This is a genomic window from Enterococcus sp. DIV1315a (assembly GCF_051712325.1).
Classification (GTDB): Bacteria; Bacillota; Bacilli; order Lactobacillales; family Enterococcaceae; genus Enterococcus; species Enterococcus faecalis.
The window spans coordinates 415184-432076 of sequence record NZ_JBIOOS010000001.1; the positions used below are offsets into that span (position 1 = coordinate 415184).

At 37.9% G+C, this 16893-nt stretch carries 17 protein-coding genes; 12 read left to right on the plus strand and 5 right to left on the minus strand.

Annotated features, from left to right (window positions below; all coding sequences use genetic code 11):
- The first annotated feature begins 149 nt into the window (after positions 1-149).
- From IGJ03_RS02080 to IGJ03_RS02090, 3 genes are read left to right on the plus strand one after another with little or no spacing between them, the layout of a single operon-like run.
- Positions 150-1385 carry a DNA repair exonuclease gene (locus IGJ03_RS02080; protein ID WP_104806242.1) on the plus strand — a complete coding sequence of 412 codons (1236 nt, stop codon included), beginning with the start codon at positions 150-152 and terminating at the stop codon, positions 1383-1385.
- Positions 1382-4093: an ATP-binding protein gene (locus IGJ03_RS02085; protein ID WP_142957302.1), complete on the plus strand. Its 2712-nt coding sequence runs from the start codon at positions 1382-1384 to the stop codon at positions 4091-4093. Before IGJ03_RS02080 ends, IGJ03_RS02085 begins: the two co-directional genes overlap by 4 nt.
- Positions 4090-5034: a 3'-5' exoribonuclease YhaM family protein gene (locus IGJ03_RS02090; protein ID WP_002355522.1), complete on the plus strand. Its 945-nt coding sequence runs from the start codon at positions 4090-4092 to the stop codon at positions 5032-5034. The genes IGJ03_RS02085 and IGJ03_RS02090 overlap by 4 nt, the downstream gene beginning before the upstream one ends.
- Before the next feature lie 39 nt (positions 5035-5073).
- On the opposite strand, the gene IGJ03_RS02095 is transcribed toward IGJ03_RS02090, so the two are convergent.
- The 3 genes from IGJ03_RS02095 to IGJ03_RS02105 form a co-directional block, all read right to left on the minus strand.
- Positions 5074-6102, minus strand: coding sequence for a peptidylprolyl isomerase (locus tag IGJ03_RS02095; RefSeq protein ID WP_104845807.1), 1029 nt, complete (start codon positions 6100-6102; stop codon positions 5074-5076).
- A 163-nt stretch (positions 6103-6265) separates the two neighbouring features.
- The gene (locus IGJ03_RS02100) at positions 6266-6610 is read right to left on the minus strand and encodes a YtxH domain-containing protein (protein ID WP_002398135.1); all 345 of its coding nucleotides are present in this window, start codon (positions 6608-6610) and stop codon (positions 6266-6268) included.
- Complete coding sequence (locus tag IGJ03_RS02105) at positions 6611-7036, minus strand: HIT family protein (protein ID WP_002398134.1); 426 nt, start codon at positions 7034-7036, stop codon at positions 6611-6613. It lies immediately after the preceding gene.
- Between the two features lie 215 nt (positions 7037-7251).
- Between IGJ03_RS02105 and IGJ03_RS02110 the strand changes: the two genes are divergently transcribed.
- From IGJ03_RS02110 to trmB, 4 genes are all read left to right on the plus strand, one after another.
- A complete protein-coding gene (locus IGJ03_RS02110) occupies positions 7252-7989 on the plus strand; it encodes an ABC transporter ATP-binding protein (RefSeq protein ID WP_002363160.1) in 738 nt (245 codons plus the stop codon).
- Between the two features lies 1 nt (position 7990).
- The gene (locus IGJ03_RS02115) at positions 7991-9202 is read left to right on the plus strand and encodes an ABC transporter permease (RefSeq protein ID WP_010819754.1); all 1212 of its coding nucleotides are present in this window, start codon (positions 7991-7993) and stop codon (positions 9200-9202) included.
- A gap of 128 nt (positions 9203-9330) precedes the next feature.
- Positions 9331-10110, plus strand: a complete 780-nt coding sequence (locus IGJ03_RS02120) for a phosphotransferase family protein (RefSeq protein ID WP_002355531.1) — start codon at positions 9331-9333, stop codon at positions 10108-10110.
- 72 nt (positions 10111-10182) lie between these two features.
- Positions 10183-10827, plus strand: coding sequence for a tRNA (guanosine(46)-N7)-methyltransferase TrmB (trmB, locus tag IGJ03_RS02125; RefSeq protein ID WP_002355532.1), 645 nt, complete (start codon positions 10183-10185; stop codon positions 10825-10827).
- 59 nt (positions 10828-10886) lie between these two features.
- Here the strand turns inward: trmB and IGJ03_RS02130 are convergent, their stop codons facing one another.
- Positions 10887-11633 carry a MurR/RpiR family transcriptional regulator gene (locus tag IGJ03_RS02130; RefSeq protein ID WP_002363162.1) on the minus strand — a complete coding sequence of 249 codons (747 nt, stop codon included), beginning with the start codon at positions 11631-11633 and terminating at the stop codon, positions 10887-10889.
- Between the two features lie 178 nt (positions 11634-11811).
- On the opposite strand from IGJ03_RS02130, the gene pfkB reads away from it, so the two are divergent.
- The 5 genes from pfkB (at position 11812) to bph (ending at position 16345) form a co-directional block, all read left to right on the plus strand.
- Entirely contained in the window at positions 11812-12738 is a 927-nt protein-coding gene (gene pfkB / locus IGJ03_RS02135; protein ID WP_002375928.1) for a 1-phosphofructokinase, read from the plus strand.
- A 4-nt stretch (positions 12739-12742) separates the two neighbouring features.
- On the plus strand, positions 12743-14161 hold the full coding sequence (locus IGJ03_RS02140; RefSeq protein WP_002355535.1) for a PTS fructose transporter subunit IIC: 1419 nt from the start codon (positions 12743-12745) through the stop codon (positions 14159-14161).
- Between the two features lie 26 nt (positions 14162-14187).
- Positions 14188-14649, plus strand: coding sequence for a fructose PTS transporter subunit IIA (locus IGJ03_RS02145; RefSeq protein ID WP_002358680.1), 462 nt, complete (start codon positions 14188-14190; stop codon positions 14647-14649).
- On the plus strand, positions 14646-15623 hold the full coding sequence (gene lacD / locus IGJ03_RS02150; RefSeq protein WP_425135895.1) for a tagatose-bisphosphate aldolase: 978 nt from the start codon (positions 14646-14648) through the stop codon (positions 15621-15623). The genes IGJ03_RS02145 and lacD overlap by 4 nt, the downstream gene beginning before the upstream one ends.
- Before the next feature lie 188 nt (positions 15624-15811).
- Positions 15812-16345: a biofilm phosphatase Bph gene (gene bph, locus IGJ03_RS02155; RefSeq protein WP_002355538.1), complete on the plus strand. Its 534-nt coding sequence runs from the start codon at positions 15812-15814 to the stop codon at positions 16343-16345.
- Positions 16346-16432: 87 nt separating this feature from the next.
- On the opposite strand, the gene IGJ03_RS02160 is transcribed toward bph, so the two are convergent.
- Complete coding sequence (locus IGJ03_RS02160; protein WP_010712006.1) at positions 16433-16864, minus strand: GNAT family N-acetyltransferase; 432 nt, start codon at positions 16862-16864, stop codon at positions 16433-16435.
- Between the last annotated feature and the right edge of the window lie 29 nt (positions 16865-16893).

A 16893-nucleotide genomic window follows, 5' to 3' on the forward strand; every position in this document is an offset into this window, starting at 1 on the left:
TAATTGAACTCTGACAAGTTGTCTATAAGACAATTTGTCAGAGTTTTTCTTTTACTGAAAATAAAAAAACGAACAAATTTTCGTATGTTTTTACTGACCAAGCTGGCAGAAAATGATATGATAAAGGGAGGAGAAAAGGAGGGGAAACGATGAAACTATTGCATACAGCTGATTTACACATGGATCGGTCTTTTGAAGGGTTAACTGGGATCCCGACAGCCTTAGCGAAGCGCTTAAGAGAAGCTAATCAACAATTGTTAATGAATATCGTAACAGTTGCCATTCGAGAAGCGGTGGACTTGGTTATTTTTGCAGGAGATACGTTTCATCAAAGTCAGACCTCTATTTCAATGCAAGCCCAATTGATGGCCGCATTAGAACAGTTGAAACAAGCAGAAATCCCTGTGATTCTAACATTTGGGAATCATGATTACTATAAAAAAGACCGCTATTGGTTTTCTTTTCCGGACAATGTCTTTTTATTTGAAAAAGAAATGGTTGAGACACTGTATTTTGAAACGAAAGCGGGCGAACAAGTGGCTGTTTCAGGGTTTAGTTATGAGCATCCCTGGATTGATGAAAATAAAGCACTAGAATTTCCTATCAAACAAGCAGAATCTGATATTCATATTGGGATTTATCATGGAGACACCAGTCGGAAAGCGCAACAAAATTATGCTCCGTTTACATGGAAGGATTTAAAAGCCACTGGCTATAATTATTGGGCATTGGGCCACATTCATCAGCCGCAAATTGTTAGTGAACAACCGCTAATTGTTTATCCTGGAACACCTCAAGGGCACACGAAAAAAGAACAGTCTTTACAAGGGGTTGCAGTGGTCACACTTTCCCAAAATCAAGCGACTGTTCAATTTGAAAAAGTCGCAGAAATAGATTGGACGAATGAAGAAATATCTCTGGCGCAATGCCGTGACACCCAAAGCGTTTTGTCTTATCTTGAAACCAGTTTGCTGACGAAGTGGCATGCGCATCAGCAACAGCAATTGATGGCGTTGACACTGAAAGAAACGCAACATTTGGATGTGACCGTGGTGCAAGCCATTGTCAATGGTGAACTATTAAGCTACTTACAGCAGCAGCTTTTACAAAAAACGCAAGGTGATTTTTTTGTTTATCGCCTACTATTGCAAGCAGAGGAACCAACAAAAGAACCGATCTATTTAGCCGCTAGTCCTAACTTGTTAACGGCATTAGAAAAAACATACTTAGATCCAGTTATTTTTGAAGATACCACCAAGGAATTGTTACGTTATCCAGAATTTGCTGGAATTTTTTCAATGGATGAGCAGTGGCGATTAGAGAGCTTGCGCCTAGCACATGAGCAAATTAATGAAGACTTTACTATTCAGGAGGACCCACTATGAAATTACTTGCAGTAGAGATTGTGGGCTTTGGAAAATGGCAACAACAGAAAATTACATTTGAATCTGGTAATCAATTGCTGTACGGCGCAAATGAAGTTGGCAAGTCCACATTGTATCAATTCATTCAAGCAATGCTGTTTGGTTTTCCCACAAAGGGCAAAAGAAAACGCGATTACGCACCAAAAAATGGTGGTTCGTATGGTGGTCGTTTGTGGTTGGCACATCCTGTGTTTGGAGAAGTTCAAGTCGAGCGTTTTAAAGAAAAAAATAAAGGGCAAGCAATCATTTATTATCAACAACAAATGGGGGATGAAAAAACCTTACAGCAAATGTTACATCCGCTAACGAAAAAGTTATTTCAAGAGGTTTTTACTTTCCAACAAGAACAATTAATTACGAGTGACAAGTTAACAGAAGAGGAACTGCAAACATCCTTGTTAGCCATTGGTGTTTCTGGTAGTCAACAACTTTTGACTTACCGAAATGTGTACTTTAAAGAAGCACAAAAAATCTTTAAAGGTAAAGGACAGCAGCCATTACTCAATCAGAAGTTGGCGGCTTATCAAGAACTAAAAGAGCAAATTCAAGAGAAAGAAGCGCAGCAACAAACTTTTCAACAATTAGAAGAAACGATTCGCGAAACAGAACAACAGCGAGTGACACTGCAACAGCAATTAAAAGAAACGCAACAGGACTTGTTACAGGTTGCGGAACAGCAACGTCACTTTCCCTTGTACGAAGAATGGCAGTCGCTGCCTGAAGAAACAGAGAACGTTGTTTTAGTAAAAGAAGACCAAGTGCAATTAGAAGAAACCTTTCAAGAATATATGTACCTAGACAAAGAACGACAACGTTTGACCAAAGAGTTATCTCTTCAGTCAGAAGCGCTCGATGTTCCAGAAGGCTATGCTTTTTACCTAGAACAAGAATCATTAATTCAACAATTGTTGAATCAACGCTATGATATGCAACAATTGATGACGGAATCGGAATGGATGTCTCAAACCTTTGATCAAAATCGTCAAGAAATGGTCCTTTTAGAGAACGAATGGTTATGGTCGCCTGAACGACCACCACAGCTTTTTTATGACAACGAAACCGTTCAAAAGTGGCGTCAACAACAAGTTGCGTATACGCAAGCTCTTCAAAAAGGACAAGAACAGAAAGCATTCTTGGCTTCTCAAATTGAAAATCTGGAAGACCAGTTAACGGATTTTGAAAAAGCGCATGCCGCATTTTTTGGTGAAGCGACGCGTGCCCAAAAAGCGCAGAAAACAAGTCAACCACTTTGGTTATTGCTAGGAAGTATCCTTGCATTACTCGGTTTCTTTTTGCCAAGCCCTTTAAAATGGGGCCTAGTTCTCGTGGGAGTTAGTTTTATCGCGAAAGAAGTGCTTAGCTACGCCACTAGAAAAGAAGCTTCCTCTGATGAAGTGAAAGAAGAATGGCAGACGAAACTTTCGCAACTAGATTATTTAAATGAACAGTTCCAACAGGCGCTGAATCAAGAACGTGAGGCACAACTGCAAGTGGAACAACTTGAACAAGCAGTAGCGGAGCAAGCCCAAGTCCATCAATTAGGAAAAATGCAACAAATTGATACTTTAATGAATCAGCGGGAATTGATTACGCGCTATTTATTGCTTGTTCAAACAAATGAAGAACTCATGAGTCAATTGAAGGAAAATCAACAAAAACGCCAAGTATTTGAAGAACAAATCTTCCCATTGATGACGCATTTACCCTTGCAAGGAAAGAGCCTTTCCGAAAAGTTACACTTTTTAGAAGGGTTTGCTGAAGAAATGGAGAAAGTTCGCTTTGCTCAAGAGTATCAAGCAGATGGCTATCTCAAACAGCAGTTACGAGAGTTGAAAACTAAACAGCAAGAAGCATCAACACGAATTCAGCCTTTACTAATTCGTTATCGGATTCTATCAATCGCTGATGTTCCAATGAGGATTCAACAGCTGACCACTCAACAAGCTCAAGTTGGTCGTGGGCAAGAATTAGCGACACAATTAGGCAATCTGTTTCCAGAAGCGATAACAGAAGCAACGTTAAAAGCCCGTTCTTTACAACTGGCGCAGCAACAAGCACTGGAAGAAAGTCAGTTAAATAAAATACAAGAACAGTATCAAGCGCTGATTTATGAAAAACAACAATTAATGACAGATGGTACCTTAGATGAGTTGTATCAACGCCAAGCAATTTTAAAAGCGGAAATCAAAGAATTAGCTCAACGTTGGTCTGGGTATCAACTGGCGGGGCAACTGTTAATGGACCTATTAACAGAGCTTTCGGAACAACAATTGCCCAGCTTATTACAGTATGCATCAAGCTACTTTGCACTTTTAACAAGCCAGCGTTATCAATCAATCAAAGTAGCCGAAGGTCAACTAGTTGCGGTGACGAAAGAACAAGAAATGTTTTATTTACATGAATTATCAACTGGCACTAAAGATCAATTGATGATGGCTGTTCGTTTTGCCTTTTTAGCAGTCCAAGGCGAGCAACTGATTTGTCCAATTATCATTGATGATGGCTGGTTACACTATGATCATCAAAGAAAAGCCCAATTAGCTGAATTATTTACTAAGTTTGGTCAAAAACAGCAAGTCATTTGTTTTTCTTCTGACCAAGAAATGGTAAGCTATTATCAGGACTTACAACAAAGAGTAATTGCGTTAGAAGGAGGAAGCGTCAAGTGAAAAAATTACGTGAATTAACAGTAGAAGAACTTTTTGAATCATTTGTTCTAATTAAAAATGCCGATGTACGTGTAGCTAAAAATGGGAAAAAGTTTATTGCCTTTACCTTTCAAGACACATCTGGCACGATTGACGGAAAATATTGGGACGCCTCTGAGGATGAAATTACACGATTTACTGCGGGAAACGTTGTTTTACTGAATGGGAAACGAGAAGTTTATCAAAATAAACCCCAAGTAAAAATTTTACACATGCGTTTAGCGACAGCAGAGGAACCAAGCCAGCCAAGTTTATATATGGAACGAGCGCCTTTGAAAAAAGAAGAGATGGTTGAGGAAATCAATCAAGTGATTTTTGAAATTACCAATGCTCATTGGAATCGTATTGTGCGCTATCTCATGACGAAATACCAACAAGAATTTTATGAATTTCCTGCAGCTAAACGGAACCATCATGCTTTTGCGAATGGCTTAGCTTACCACACTGTCTCAATGTTGCGCCTAGGCAAAGCAATTGCTAAGGAATATCCTGAAATTAACACGTCACTATTATACGCGGGGATTATTTTACATGACTTAGGAAAAGTTTTAGAATTATCTGGTGCTATTACGACAGAATATACGGTGGCAGGGAACTTAATTGGTCATTTAGTTTTGGTGGATGAGGAAATTACCAAGGCGTGTTTGGCTTTGAAAATTGATGATCGAGAAGAAGACGTTGTCGTTCTTCGGCACATGGTCTTAGCCCACCATGGATTGTTGGAATATGGCTCACCTGTGCGACCAAGAATTATGGAAGCGGAAATCTTACATCAAATTGATACCATGGATGCGTCCATTCAAATGATGCTAGGGGCCATTCGTCAAACACAACCTGGGGAGTATACGGAACGAATCTTTGGTTTAGATAACCGCAGTTTCTATGTTCCAAAAGATAAATAAAAAAAGGGAGTGGTCAATCGACCACTCTCTTTTTTATGCTTATTTAGAAGAAGATTCTGTTGTTTTGCTTGAAGAATCTGTTGCTTTTTCAGAGTCGCTTGTTTTGGTATCACTTGTTTTAGAATCACTTGATTTTGATTCTTTTTTCTCTGAAGAAGCGCTTGAAGATTCAGTTTGCATGTAGCCTGCTAAAGCGTTCTTGAAGGCATCATCTTTAATTTTCACATTGGCCGCTTTTAATTCGTCACTAATAACTTTTGCTTGGAATGTTTGATCGGCTAATTTTGTCTCTTCAGCAATTTTCTTGATCTCTTTTTCATAAGGTTTCATGTCATTGCCTTTTGCTTTGTTTTTCGTCATTTTCACTACATAGTAAGTTGTTTGGTACGTTTGTGCGTTTGTTGCAGCAATTGGTTCTGATACTTCGCCGTCTTTTAGTTTGAAGGCAGCTTCTTTAACTTCGGTAGGAACAGTTGTTGATTGTGAATCAAATTTAATTTTACCGCCGTCTTTTTTCGTTGTAGCATCGGTTGATTTGTCTTTGGCAATTTTTGCGAAATCGCCGCCGTCAGTGATTTCTTTCTTGACAGCTTTGGCATCATCTTCTGAAGCAACTTGGATAATTTGTGCTTCTACTTCTGGATGGAAGCTTGCCCAAGCTGTTTTTAAGTCTTCATCTGTAATTTTCAAATGATCTTTCAAACCTACTTGCATTGCTTCAGCTTGTTTTAATTGTTTCTTGAATGATTTTTCAGTTAAACCAGCTTGTGTTAGTGCATCAGAGAATTTTCCGCCTTGCGCTTCCACTTGTTTTTTAGCGTCATCAAATTTCTTTTGAATGGCTTTGTCAGTTACTTTGTCGCCATATTTTTCTTCAAAGACTTTATAAATAACCATTTGGCTAAACGCTTGTTGGCTAGTGCTTTGTTCTTTAATTTGGTTATAAAAATCATCAACAGTAATTGTTGAACCTTTCATTGTTGCGATATCTTTTGAACCGCTTGAACACGCTGCTAAACTAAAAACGGCCATTGCGCCCGCTGCAGCTAAGATTAGTTTTTTCTTCATTCTCTTATGCACTCCTGTTTTTTTTAGTTTTATTTCTGTTATAACTATACCATACCTCATTTTGAAAAAGAAAGAGTCTCAGGCATAGTTTCAAACAAAATTCGTATTTACGTCACACTTTTTATTTTTTTAATAACAAAAGAAATAATTAACATCAAAGACTTTACTTTTGCTTGTTGGTTTGTGTGTCAGGTAATTCAGCTGTAATTTTGGCAATTTGTTCTTTAATTTGAGCAATCCGAGGTTCCGCTTGGAATTTGAAATCAGTGATTTCTTGTTGCAGGTCTTTTGAAAATTCAGTTGCCAGTGGAACGTTTTCTTCGACAACTCCCAAGTTTCGTTGCACCTGATCCCAGTCATTCGTGACTTGATTTTTCAGTGAACGATAGTCCTCTAGCTCATTGATTAAATGCTGACGTGTTTCTTTCCCGCTTCTTGGAGCAGCCAACAAACCGCCAATGGTACCGGCAGCTGCGCCAAAAAAGAGGCCTTTAATAAATTTTTTCATTTAGTTCACCTGCTTTGCAATGGTCTCAGCAATTTCTTGCATCGCTTCGGCGGAATAGTCCTCTTGATGGTTGCCAAAATGAATAGAGAAATCATCTTCTTTTGAATAACGGGGAATCAAATGAACGTGGGAATGGAAAACGGATTGATAAGCCACTTCCTTATTGTTATTTAAAATGTTTAATCCTTCCATTTCTGGAAAAGCTTTTTCTAATGCTCGTGCTACTTTAGGAATACGAGCAAAGACGTCACTTGCTAAAAGGTCATTATATTCAAAAATATCAGCAACGTGTTGTTTTGGAATCATTAAGGTATGTCCTTTGGTCACTTGTGTGATGTCTAAAAACGCGTAGACTTTCTCGTCTTCATAGACTTTATAACTTGGGATTTCGCCGTTGATAATTTTACAAAAAATACAATCATTCATGAAAAATTCCTCTTTTCTCTAGGTTCTTTCCTTTACTTTACCACAAGTTGATTTCTCTGTGGATGAAAAAGTACGTGAGTTCGCTAAAAAGTTCGTTTCATTTCGTGTATAATAAGAGAAAGAAAAAAATCCATTTAATTAAGGGAGTAATTTTTGAATTCTTGGTTCGCTTAGGGTTTAATAATGGTAGAGAGAAAAGGTTGGAGGCAAAAGAAATGAGCTTAACAATTGAACATTTAACAGGAGGTTACGGCCATATTCCTGTCTTAAAAGATATTAATTTTGACGTCAAGTCTGGTGAAATGGTTGGTTTAATCGGCTTGAATGGTGCGGGGAAAAGTACCACCATCAAAAATATTATTGGGTTACTTACGCCGCAAAAAGGCAAAATTATGATTGACGGGGAAACATTGCAACAAGCCCCTGAAGAATATCGTAAAAAAATCGGGTATATTCCGGAAACACCTTCTTTATATGAAGAATTAACATTGAAAGAGCATATCGAAGTAACGGCCTTGGCTTATGATATTCCATTAGAAGAAGCGTTCAAACGAGCAGAACCATTACTAAAAACGTTCCGTTTAGACAATAAATTGGAATGGTTTCCTGCTAATTTTTCAAAAGGCATGAAACAAAAAGTCATGGTACTTTGTGCATTCTTAATTGAACCGAGTTTATATATTATTGATGAACCTTTTCTAGGCTTAGATCCTTTAGCAATTCATGCTTTATTAGAATTAATGGATACGATGCGTAAGCAAGGGGCAGCGATTTTAATGTCCACGCATATTTTAGCAACAGCTGAAAAATATTGTGATCGCTTTGTGGTGCTACACGAAGGAAAATTACGGGCAAACGGTACAATGGCTGAATTACGTGCAGAATTTAATTTACCAGAGTCTTCTTTAGATGATATTTATCTTGCCTTGACGAAGGAAGAAAAGGTGGGGTAACATGGGCGAATTTTTTAGTCAACGTTTGTCACGGCATTTCAAAAAAATGTCCAAGTACTTGCGCTATATTTTAAATGATCATTTTGTTTTAGTCTGTATGTTTTTATTAGGCGGATTAGGTCTGTACTATTCCCAGTTGTTAAAAGAATTACCTCGTGATTTTGTTTGGGGCAGACCGTTAATTCTGTTGGGCTGGCTGCTACTCATTCAAGTTGGTAAGTTGGCTACTTTGACAGAAGAGCCAGACAAGGTTTTTTTATTACCAAAAGAAAAACAATTCGCTGCTTATCTGAAACGAGCGCTGCGCTACTCTTTACTTTTACCGATTGTGGTCAGCTTTCTAGGAAGTGGCCTATTGATGCCGTTGATTGTAGTTACAACGGGTTGGTCGTTTCAAACCTTCTTTTTATTTTTGGTCATGCTAGTTTGTATGATTTATACACATCTTAGTTTACAAAGCTATGGGCTCTATCATCTTTCGTCAACCACTTACCGTAGTTGGTGGTTCGTTTGGTTGATCAGTAGTCTCTTGATTATGACGGGAGCCATTTACTGGACGCCTTGGGTTGGTGTGGTTGGTGGCATCATTCTGGCCGTTGGTTTATCGAGTATTTGGCAAAATAAGATGAAACAGAGTTTCTTGGATTGGGAAAAAATGATCCAAAAAGAACAAAACAGAATGCATAGAATTTATAAATTCATTCAGCTGTTTACAGATATTCCTGAAGTGAGTAGTACAGTAAAACGTCGTAAATACTTAGATCCTCTCCTCGGAGTAGTCAAAAAAACATCTGAGAACACGTATGCTTACTTATTCATTCGGAGCTTTTTACGAGGTAGCGAATATAGCGGCTTATTGTTTCGTTTGATTTTGGTTGGTGGTGTGCTACTTTTCTTTTTACAAGAATTCTGGATTGCGTTGGTAGTTGCTTTATTGTTTGTCTATTTAATCGGGTTCCAGTTGATTCCCATGTACACGCAATTTGATTATATGGTGATGACACAGCTATATCCAATTTCAATGGAAAAAAAACAAGCAGCAATTCGCCGGTTAATTAGCGGCGCATTATCTGTTGCGGCCATTATTTTTGGTGGGATTGTCTGCCTTCGTTTAGGCAGCTTGCAAAATAGCTTGATCATTCTGGGTGCCTTAATTGTAGAAGTTGTGATTTTCACTAAAATGTATGTTCCAATGCGCTTGAATAAGTTATAAAGATGAGAAAACCCAGCAAAATTTACAAAAGAACCACATAGAAGCTTGACGAAGCAAGGTTTGGCGACTAAAATGGTAATTGCTGTAAAAATTGCAATAAAATTGTGTTGAGATAGGAGATAATTTCCATGGAATTTCAGTTGGATAAAGACTGGCGTCTGCAGCCGATAAAGGGCGCAACTGGTCAAACATACATGGGAATAAAAGAAACAGAGAAAGTGTTCATTAAACGAAACACTTCTCCACTTCTTGCAGCATTGTCTAAAGAAGGGTTAGCCCCGAAGATGATTTGGACAAAGCGGACAGCGAATGGCGACGTACTAACAGCCCAAGAATGGCTGGAAGGACGTTTATTACATGCGGACGAAATTGGCAAACGCAATGACGTGATTGACGTGTTATACCAATTGCATCATTCCAATTTGCTGAAAGACATGTTGAAAAAAATTGGTGGCGAAGTTTGTACCCCGCTAACAATGTTGAAAGAGTATAAGCGTCAACTACCTAAAGAATTAAAACGAAACAGTTATTTAAAAGAAGTAATCACTTATTTATATAATCATTTACCAGAATATCCAGAGACTAGTTATGTAGCTGTCCACGGCGATGTGAATCATCGGAATTGGTTAGTCTCGAATAATTATCTCTATTTAGTAGATTGGGATTCTGTGATGGTCGCGGACCCAGCGGTAGATTTAGGAATGATTTTGAGTCATTATGTCCCTCGTTCCGGCTGGAATCAATGGTTACTATCTTATGGTTTAATCCCGAATGAAAGTACAGTTCAACGAATTTATTGGTATGGTTTATTTAGCTTTTTACAAGAGATTGTTCGTCATCACCAAGAGGGCGAAAGAAGAGCAATGACTGCAGAAATTTTACAATTAAAACGAATGTTTAGTAGTTAAACTAATTCATTTAACATCCACACAGGCTGGCGAATTTCACCAGTCTGTTTTTAAAAGAAAGGAATTTTAAATATGCGTGTAAGAAATAGACCCGGAGCAGCAGAATATATGGCAAAATATCCACAATATGTGGTAGAAGGTCCTGAAAAATGGCAAGGAAAATGGCAAGAACGTTTTGGCAATAATCATCCCATCCACATTGAAATTGGTTCAGGTAAAGGTCGTTTTATTTATGAAATGGCTAAAGCACATCCTGAAATTAATTATATTGGTATCGATATGCAATTAAGTATTTTATCGATTGCATTAGATAAGCTAGTGGCCGAGCCGTTACCTAATCTACAGTTATTGCGAGTAGACGGCGAAGCATTAACAGAATATTTTGCTGAAAATGAAGTAGATTTAATCTATTTAAATTTTTCAGATCCTTGGCCAAAGAAAAAACATGAAAAACGTCGTTTAACGTATAAAAACTTTTTAGCGACAGATGAAATTATCTTAAAACCAAATGGAGAAATTCATTTTAAAACGGATAATCAAGGGCTCTTCGAATACTCATTAAGTAGCTTTTCTAAATATGGCATGATTATTGAACGTGTATGGCTAGATTTGCATAATAGCGAGTTTGAAGGCAACATTATGACAGAATACGAAGAAAAATTTTCTAGTCGTGGTCAACGAATTTATCGAGTAGAAGCACGTTTTGTTGCAAAATAAAAACAAGCATTCCTTTATTTTAAGTGAAGGAATGCTTGTTTTTTATTATTTAAGAAAGCTTAAGTTGTCGTTCTTAAAGCATAGGCATCCAATAAAATTCTTGCCAGAATGGATAATGGTAACCGTGAACGCACTTCATAATCGGGGAAAAAGGAGCCTTCTGATTTGAAGCCTACGAACGGAATTTCAATGTATTTCATTAAACTAGAGTGTTTGCTTGCAGTTAAAAGGATAGTCCCAATTTCTGAGTCGTAACAGTTTTTACCAGCGACAACTAATTCTTGGGTTTCTCCATTTAAGGAAACAAAAAGAGCCACATCTTTTTTTGATAACTTTTTACTAATATTTTTAATAATTTCTGGGTCCGTATGCAGTTCACAGTATTTGCCAGCCAATTGAAACTTAACCATCATTTCCTGAGCAATTAATTCTGAAAAACCTCTAGCAAAGATAATAATCCGTCGAGAAGCTTTGATTTTTTGGATCGCATCTTCGATATTACCAATTTCAATCATGTTAATCGTGCGAGTTACTTCTTCTTCATTCTTTAAAATGGCCGTCCGAATTCCTCGGTCTACTTTTTCTAATGCTGAAAAATTTATATTTTGGTTTTCTTTATCTTTCAAGTGATGCTTGAAGGATGTGAAACCTTCATAGCCTTTCTTTTTCATGGTTCTTACAATCGTCGCAGTTGATACGTTGGCTCGTTCGCTTAATTTTACAATGGAATAATCAGGGATTTCTAAAATATGTGTTTCGATAAAATGCCAGAGATATTGCTCTGACTCACTCAATTTTTGTTCCATAATGGCTAGCCCTTCTTTCTTTCACTAAAAAAACATTTATAAGCCTATTTTTAATGAAAAAAAATAAAAAAGCTAGAGAAATTATGAAATTGTAAATGTTTTCTATATTTTTGCGAAAGAATGAAAACCTTTACATGGTATTTTGAGACATAATAAAGAGGAGAAAGGAGGAACTACAGTGACTATTTATACATGTACATTAAATTTAGCCATTGATTTATTTATCGAAACAGAAGAGCTAGTTCCTTTTGTCGTGAATCGCACGAAGGAAGATGATATTCAAGCAAACGGGAAAGGAGTCAATGTTTCCCTAATTTTAAAGATGTTAGGGATTGATAATACCGCTTTGGGAGTCAAAGCTGGTTTCACTGGGAACTATGTCGAGGATTATTTAAAAGAAAAAGAGATAACCACTGATTTTATCGAAGTCGCTGGCACAACGAGAATCAATGTGTTTACAAAAGTTACCCAAGATCAAAAGGAATACAAATTAGTCAATAAAGGACCAAAATTATCTGAAGAACATGTACAACGTTTTTTGAAAAAAATTTCAGAGTTACGTAAAGGGGATTATTTGTGCGTATCAGGAAGTTTACCACAAGGGGTTTCGCCAAGTATTTTGATTGAAATTAGCCGAATTTGTTTTGAAAAGCAGGTGTTCTTAATCTTAGACAGTAGTTATGAAGAAATTTTAGATTGTTTGCCTTATCAACCATTTTTATTGAAACCAAATGAAGAAGAACTTCAAGAGTGGTTTCATACAGAAGTGCAGACTAAGGACGATTACATTTTTTACGGACAAGAATTACTGAAGCGGGGAGCCAAAAATATTTTACTTTCTTTAGGTAGTGAAGGGGCTTTATTTATAAATAATGAAAAGGTTCTTTCAGGTAATTCACCAACTGGAATGGTTGTGAATACAGCTTGTTCAGGGGATGCAATGTTAGGTACCTTTTTAGCTGGCTGGCATCAAGGACTTTCATTGGAAAAAAATTTAAAAAGAAGTATTGCAGCAGGTAGTTCAACAGCATTTCGCAAAGGATTGACAGATTTTTCAGATGTTCAGGAGTTAGAGCAACAAATAAAGATTCAAGAGGAGGAATAAACAGATGGCTACGTATCAATTAATAGCTGCTACAGGTTGTCCGACGGGAATAGCGCACACGTATATGGCACAGGAGGCATTGGAACAAGCTGCGAAACGTAAAGGTATTACGATTAAGGTTGAAACACATGGTCAGATTGGTATAGAAAACGAGTTAACACCTGCAGAAATCCAAGGAGCGGAGGCAGTCATTATTGCCGCCGACAAAGACGTTCAAGCAGAACGTTTTGCTGGGAAACGAATCATTGATGTCCCTGTCAGTGTGGGAATTAAAGAAGCAGATCGCTTAATTGAAGAAGCGCTCGCAGGAAAAGGATCGATTGCGGCCGAAAACCAAGCAGTGGACGAACTTGAACAGGAGACACAAATTTCTTCAGGAAATGTTGGACATAGTATTTATAAAAACTTAATGAATGGCGTTTCTCACATGTTGCCGTTTGTAGTAGCAGGCGGCGTTTTAATTGCTCTTTCTTTTGCTATTTGGGGTATTTATTCATTTGATCCAGAAAGTAGTCAGTATAATGCTACCGCTGCTATGTTAAAAAGTATTGGTGATGCCTCAATGGGCATGATGGTGCCAATCTTATCTGCGTATATCGCAGAGGGGATTGCCAAACGACCTGGTTTGGTTGTGGGCTTTGTCGGTGGTTTGATTGCTAACACTGGTGGTACTGGCTTTTTAGGAGGGATATTATCTGGTTTCCTTGCTGGGTATTTCATTCTTTTATTACAAAGAGTATTTAAAGGTTTGCCTAAATCATTAGATGGTTTAAAAGCAATTTTCCTTTATCCAGTCATTGGCGTTGCAGTTATTGGTATCACTATGTCTTTACTAGCAGATCCGATGAAAGCTGTTAACGAAGGAATGATGAGCTTTTTAGCTAGTTTCCAAAACTCCAGTCCGTTGGTTTTAGGAATAATTGTGGGTTGTATGTGTGCCTTTGATATGGGAGGTCCAGTTAATAAAGCGGCCTATGTTACTGGGACGGCACTCTTAGCTCAAGGAAATACTTCTTTTATGGCAGGAGTTTCTGCTGCCTGCATAGCGCCACCTTTAATTACAGGCTTTGCTACATTATTCTTTGGAAAATACTTTGACACAAATGAACGCAATGCGGGGCTAGTGAACTTTATTTTAGGCTCCACACATATTACAGAAGGCGCTATTCCGTTTGCGGCAAAAGACCCCTTGAAGGTTTTACCAATTATGATGCTCGGATCTTCAATTGCGGCAGTCCTAACGTATATGTTTGGGGTACAAGTGCCAGCACCTCATGGAGGATTTCTTGTTTTACCAGTTGTTACTCACGCTGTTCAATGGGTTCTCGCAATTTTAGCTGGTTCATTGGTAGGCGGTTTATTGCTAGGTTTTGTACAAAAAAGTAGAATCGCCAAACAAGAGCAATCGTTATCAAAAAAATGAAATAACAGGAATTAGGAGTGGATGGAATGGCTTTTATTAAAGAAAATCATATTTTTTTAAATCAACAGTTACAAACGCAAGAGGATGTTTTTCACTTTTTAGCAAAAAAATCAACAGAATTGGAAGTTGCTCAGGACGCACAGGAAGTTTTCGATAAACTGAACGAGCGAGAACAAGAAGGAACAACGGGGATGATGAATGGATTTGCGATACCTCATGCAAAAGCAGCAACGATTCAACAAGCGGCCATTATCATCGTTACCTTGGACCAAGGTGTTGAGTGGCAGAGCCTTGACAACCAATTAACGGAGTTTGTGATTGCGCTGTTTATTCCAGATGCCGAAGCTGGCACGACACATTTGAAATTACTCTCTTCCGTTGCGCGCCTCCTATTAAGAGAAGAAGTTACTTCTGGACTGAAACAAGCAAGTTCGCCAGCTGAAATTGCTACGTTACTAAATAATCAATTAGGAGAGGGAACAGAATGAAAAAAATTAGTGAACAAAAACGTAAACATTTAGAAAATCTGGTAGATGATCAAGGGATTATTGGAGCACTAGCCATTGATCAACGTGGGGCCTTAAAACGCATGATGGGAAAATACAAAGAGGTGACTGCGCAAGAAATCAGTGACTTTAAAGTATTAGTATCTCGTTGCTTAACACCAGAGACTTCAGCAATTTTGTTGGATCCAGAATATGGCCTAGCTGCTGCTGAAAATCGAGCACAGACTTCAGGTTTGTTACTTGCGTATGAAAAAACGGGCTACGATGCTTCGACACCAGGACGGTTCCCCGATAGTCTTGATGTTTGGTCGGTTAAGCGTTTAAAAGAAGCGGGCGCAGACGCGTGTAAATTTTTACTTTACTACGATGTTGACGAAAGTGAAGCAATCAATGAACGAAAGAAAGCTTATATAGAACGGATTGGTTCAGAGTGTTTAGCCGAAGAAATTCCATTCTTTTTAGAAATTGTCTCTTATGATGCAAACAATTCGGATAGTGCTTCAAAAGAATACGCTAAAGTAAAACCGCACAAAGTAATTGAAGCGATGAAAGAATTTTCAAAGGATCGCTATAATGTTGATGTTTTAAAAGTAGAAGTCCCTGTGAACATGAATTTTGTAGAAGGTTTTGGCACTGAAAGTCTTTATAGCCAAGATGAAGCACAGGCCTTTTTCAACATGCAAAGTGAAGCAACACAACTTCCATTTATTTTCTTGAGTGCAGGGGTTAGTGCTACGATGTTTCAGGAAACATTGAAATTTGCAAAAAAAGCAGGTTCCTCGTTTAATGGAGTCTTATGTGGTCGCGCAACTTGGGCAGACGGCGTGCTTCCATTTGTTCAACAAGGTTCTGAAGCAGCCGTTGCGTGGCTTGAAACAACTGGTAAAACAAATGTTGAAGAATTGAATCAGGTTTTAAGAGAGAGCGCAGTATCAGTCTTTGAAAAAATCCAGTAATTAAGCTGAAAATATATACTGAATTTAAACTATTTGGTCATCTGAATTAAATTTTTTCAGAAATCGTCTTCTTTAAGTGAACTCAATGTACGCAAACTCAAAAGATATGATATAATTATTTTGATATCGATGTATGAACACCCAAAAAGTAACAGTGCTTTACTTTATTTGGGGAAAGTTGGGGTATTATGGGAATTCCTAAAGAAGGCGAGTTTGTAACCATTCAGAGTTATAAACATGACGGACATTTACATCGAACGTGGCGTGATACGATGGTACTAAAAACGAGCGAGTATTCTTTAATTGGTGTGAACGATCACACGTTAGTAACGGAATCCGACGGACGTCGGTGGGTGACTCGTGAACCAGCCATTGTTTATTTTCACAAGAAATATTGGTTCAATATAATAGCAATGATTAGAGAAAAGGGGGTTTCGTATTACTGCAATCTGGCTTCGCCATATGTTTTAGATGACGAAGCGTTGAAGTATATTGATTATGATTTAGATATCAAGGTTTTTCCAGATGGTGAAAAACGTTTACTAGACGTTGATGAATATGAATTTCATAGCAAACTAATGGATTATCCAGAAGATATTGACTTCATTTTAAAAGAAAATGTCAAGACTTTAGTGGATTGGATTAATAACGAAAAAGGCCCCTTCTCGCCCGAATATGTAGATATCTGGTATCAACGTTATCAACAGCTATCAAAAAAATAGCCGATGTAAACAGTCCACAAAAGGAGCTTGGAGCATTAGCCAAAATGGCTAATGCTCCAAGCTCTAAATTTTCCGATTTAATTGGTGTTATAGTTCTTTATTCATTTCGTAGTGTTCAATGCCAGCATCCATAAAAGGTGCGCCTGTTTTTTGATAACCTAAACGCTCATAGAAGCCTACAGCGGTGACTTGTGCTCCTAGAGTAATCTTGTGGTAGCCTTGTTCTTTGGCAAAATTTTCCGCCGCTTCCATAATCACTCGTCCATAGTCGGCGCCACGGTAAGCTTTTTCAACGGCCATTCGTTGTAATTTCATAACGCCATTTTCTAGTGGAAGCAAGCGACAAGTTGCGACAGCTACATGGTTCGTGTACAAAACAAAGTGAATACAACGTGCTTCATATTCATCGATTTCCATCTCTTCTGGTACCCCTTGTTCCGCTACGAATACGCGTTGACGAAGCTGGACAGCATCTAAATAAAGATCACTCATGGTATCTTTTGTTTGAGCTACATGCATAGAAAAACCCCCAAGTTCAGAATCTGTTT

Bases quoted from the DNA above. Each gene is read 5' to 3' on its own strand.
- IGJ03_RS02130 (WP_002363162.1), bottom strand. From the start codon at position 11,633: ATGGAACAAAAATTGAGTGAGTCAGAGCAATATCTCTGGCATTTTATC.
- bph (WP_002355538.1), top strand. From the start codon at position 15,812: ATGGGAATTCCTAAAGAAGGCGAGTTTGTAACCATTCAGAGTTATAAA.
- IGJ03_RS02105 (WP_002398134.1), bottom strand. From the start codon at position 7,036: ATGAATGATTGTATTTTTTGTAAAATTATCAACGGCGAAATCCCAAGT.
- IGJ03_RS02120 (WP_002355531.1), top strand. From the start codon at position 9,331: ATGGAATTTCAGTTGGATAAAGACTGGCGTCTGCAGCCGATAAAGGGC.
- IGJ03_RS02115 (WP_010819754.1), top strand. From the start codon at position 7,991: ATGGGCGAATTTTTTAGTCAACGTTTGTCACGGCATTTCAAAAAAATG.
- IGJ03_RS02095 (WP_104845807.1), bottom strand. From the start codon at position 6,102: ATGAAGAAAAAACTAATCTTAGCTGCAGCGGGCGCAATGGCCGTTTTT.
- IGJ03_RS02160 (WP_010712006.1), bottom strand. From the start codon at position 16,864: ATGCATGTAGCTCAAACAAAAGATACCATGAGTGATCTTTATTTAGAT.
- trmB (WP_002355532.1), top strand. From the start codon at position 10,183: ATGCGTGTAAGAAATAGACCCGGAGCAGCAGAATATATGGCAAAATAT.
- IGJ03_RS02145 (WP_002358680.1), top strand. From the start codon at position 14,188: ATGGCTTTTATTAAAGAAAATCATATTTTTTTAAATCAACAGTTACAA.
- IGJ03_RS02100 (WP_002398135.1), bottom strand. From the start codon at position 6,610: ATGAAAAAATTTATTAAAGGCCTCTTTTTTGGCGCAGCTGCCGGTACC.
- IGJ03_RS02140 (WP_002355535.1), top strand. From the start codon at position 12,743: ATGGCTACGTATCAATTAATAGCTGCTACAGGTTGTCCGACGGGAATA.
- IGJ03_RS02110 (WP_002363160.1), top strand. From the start codon at position 7,252: ATGAGCTTAACAATTGAACATTTAACAGGAGGTTACGGCCATATTCCT.
- IGJ03_RS02080 (WP_104806242.1), top strand. From the start codon at position 150: ATGAAACTATTGCATACAGCTGATTTACACATGGATCGGTCTTTTGAA.
- lacD (WP_425135895.1), top strand. From the start codon at position 14,646: ATGAAAAAAATTAGTGAACAAAAACGTAAACATTTAGAAAATCTGGTA.
- IGJ03_RS02085 (WP_142957302.1), top strand. From the start codon at position 1,382: ATGAAATTACTTGCAGTAGAGATTGTGGGCTTTGGAAAATGGCAACAA.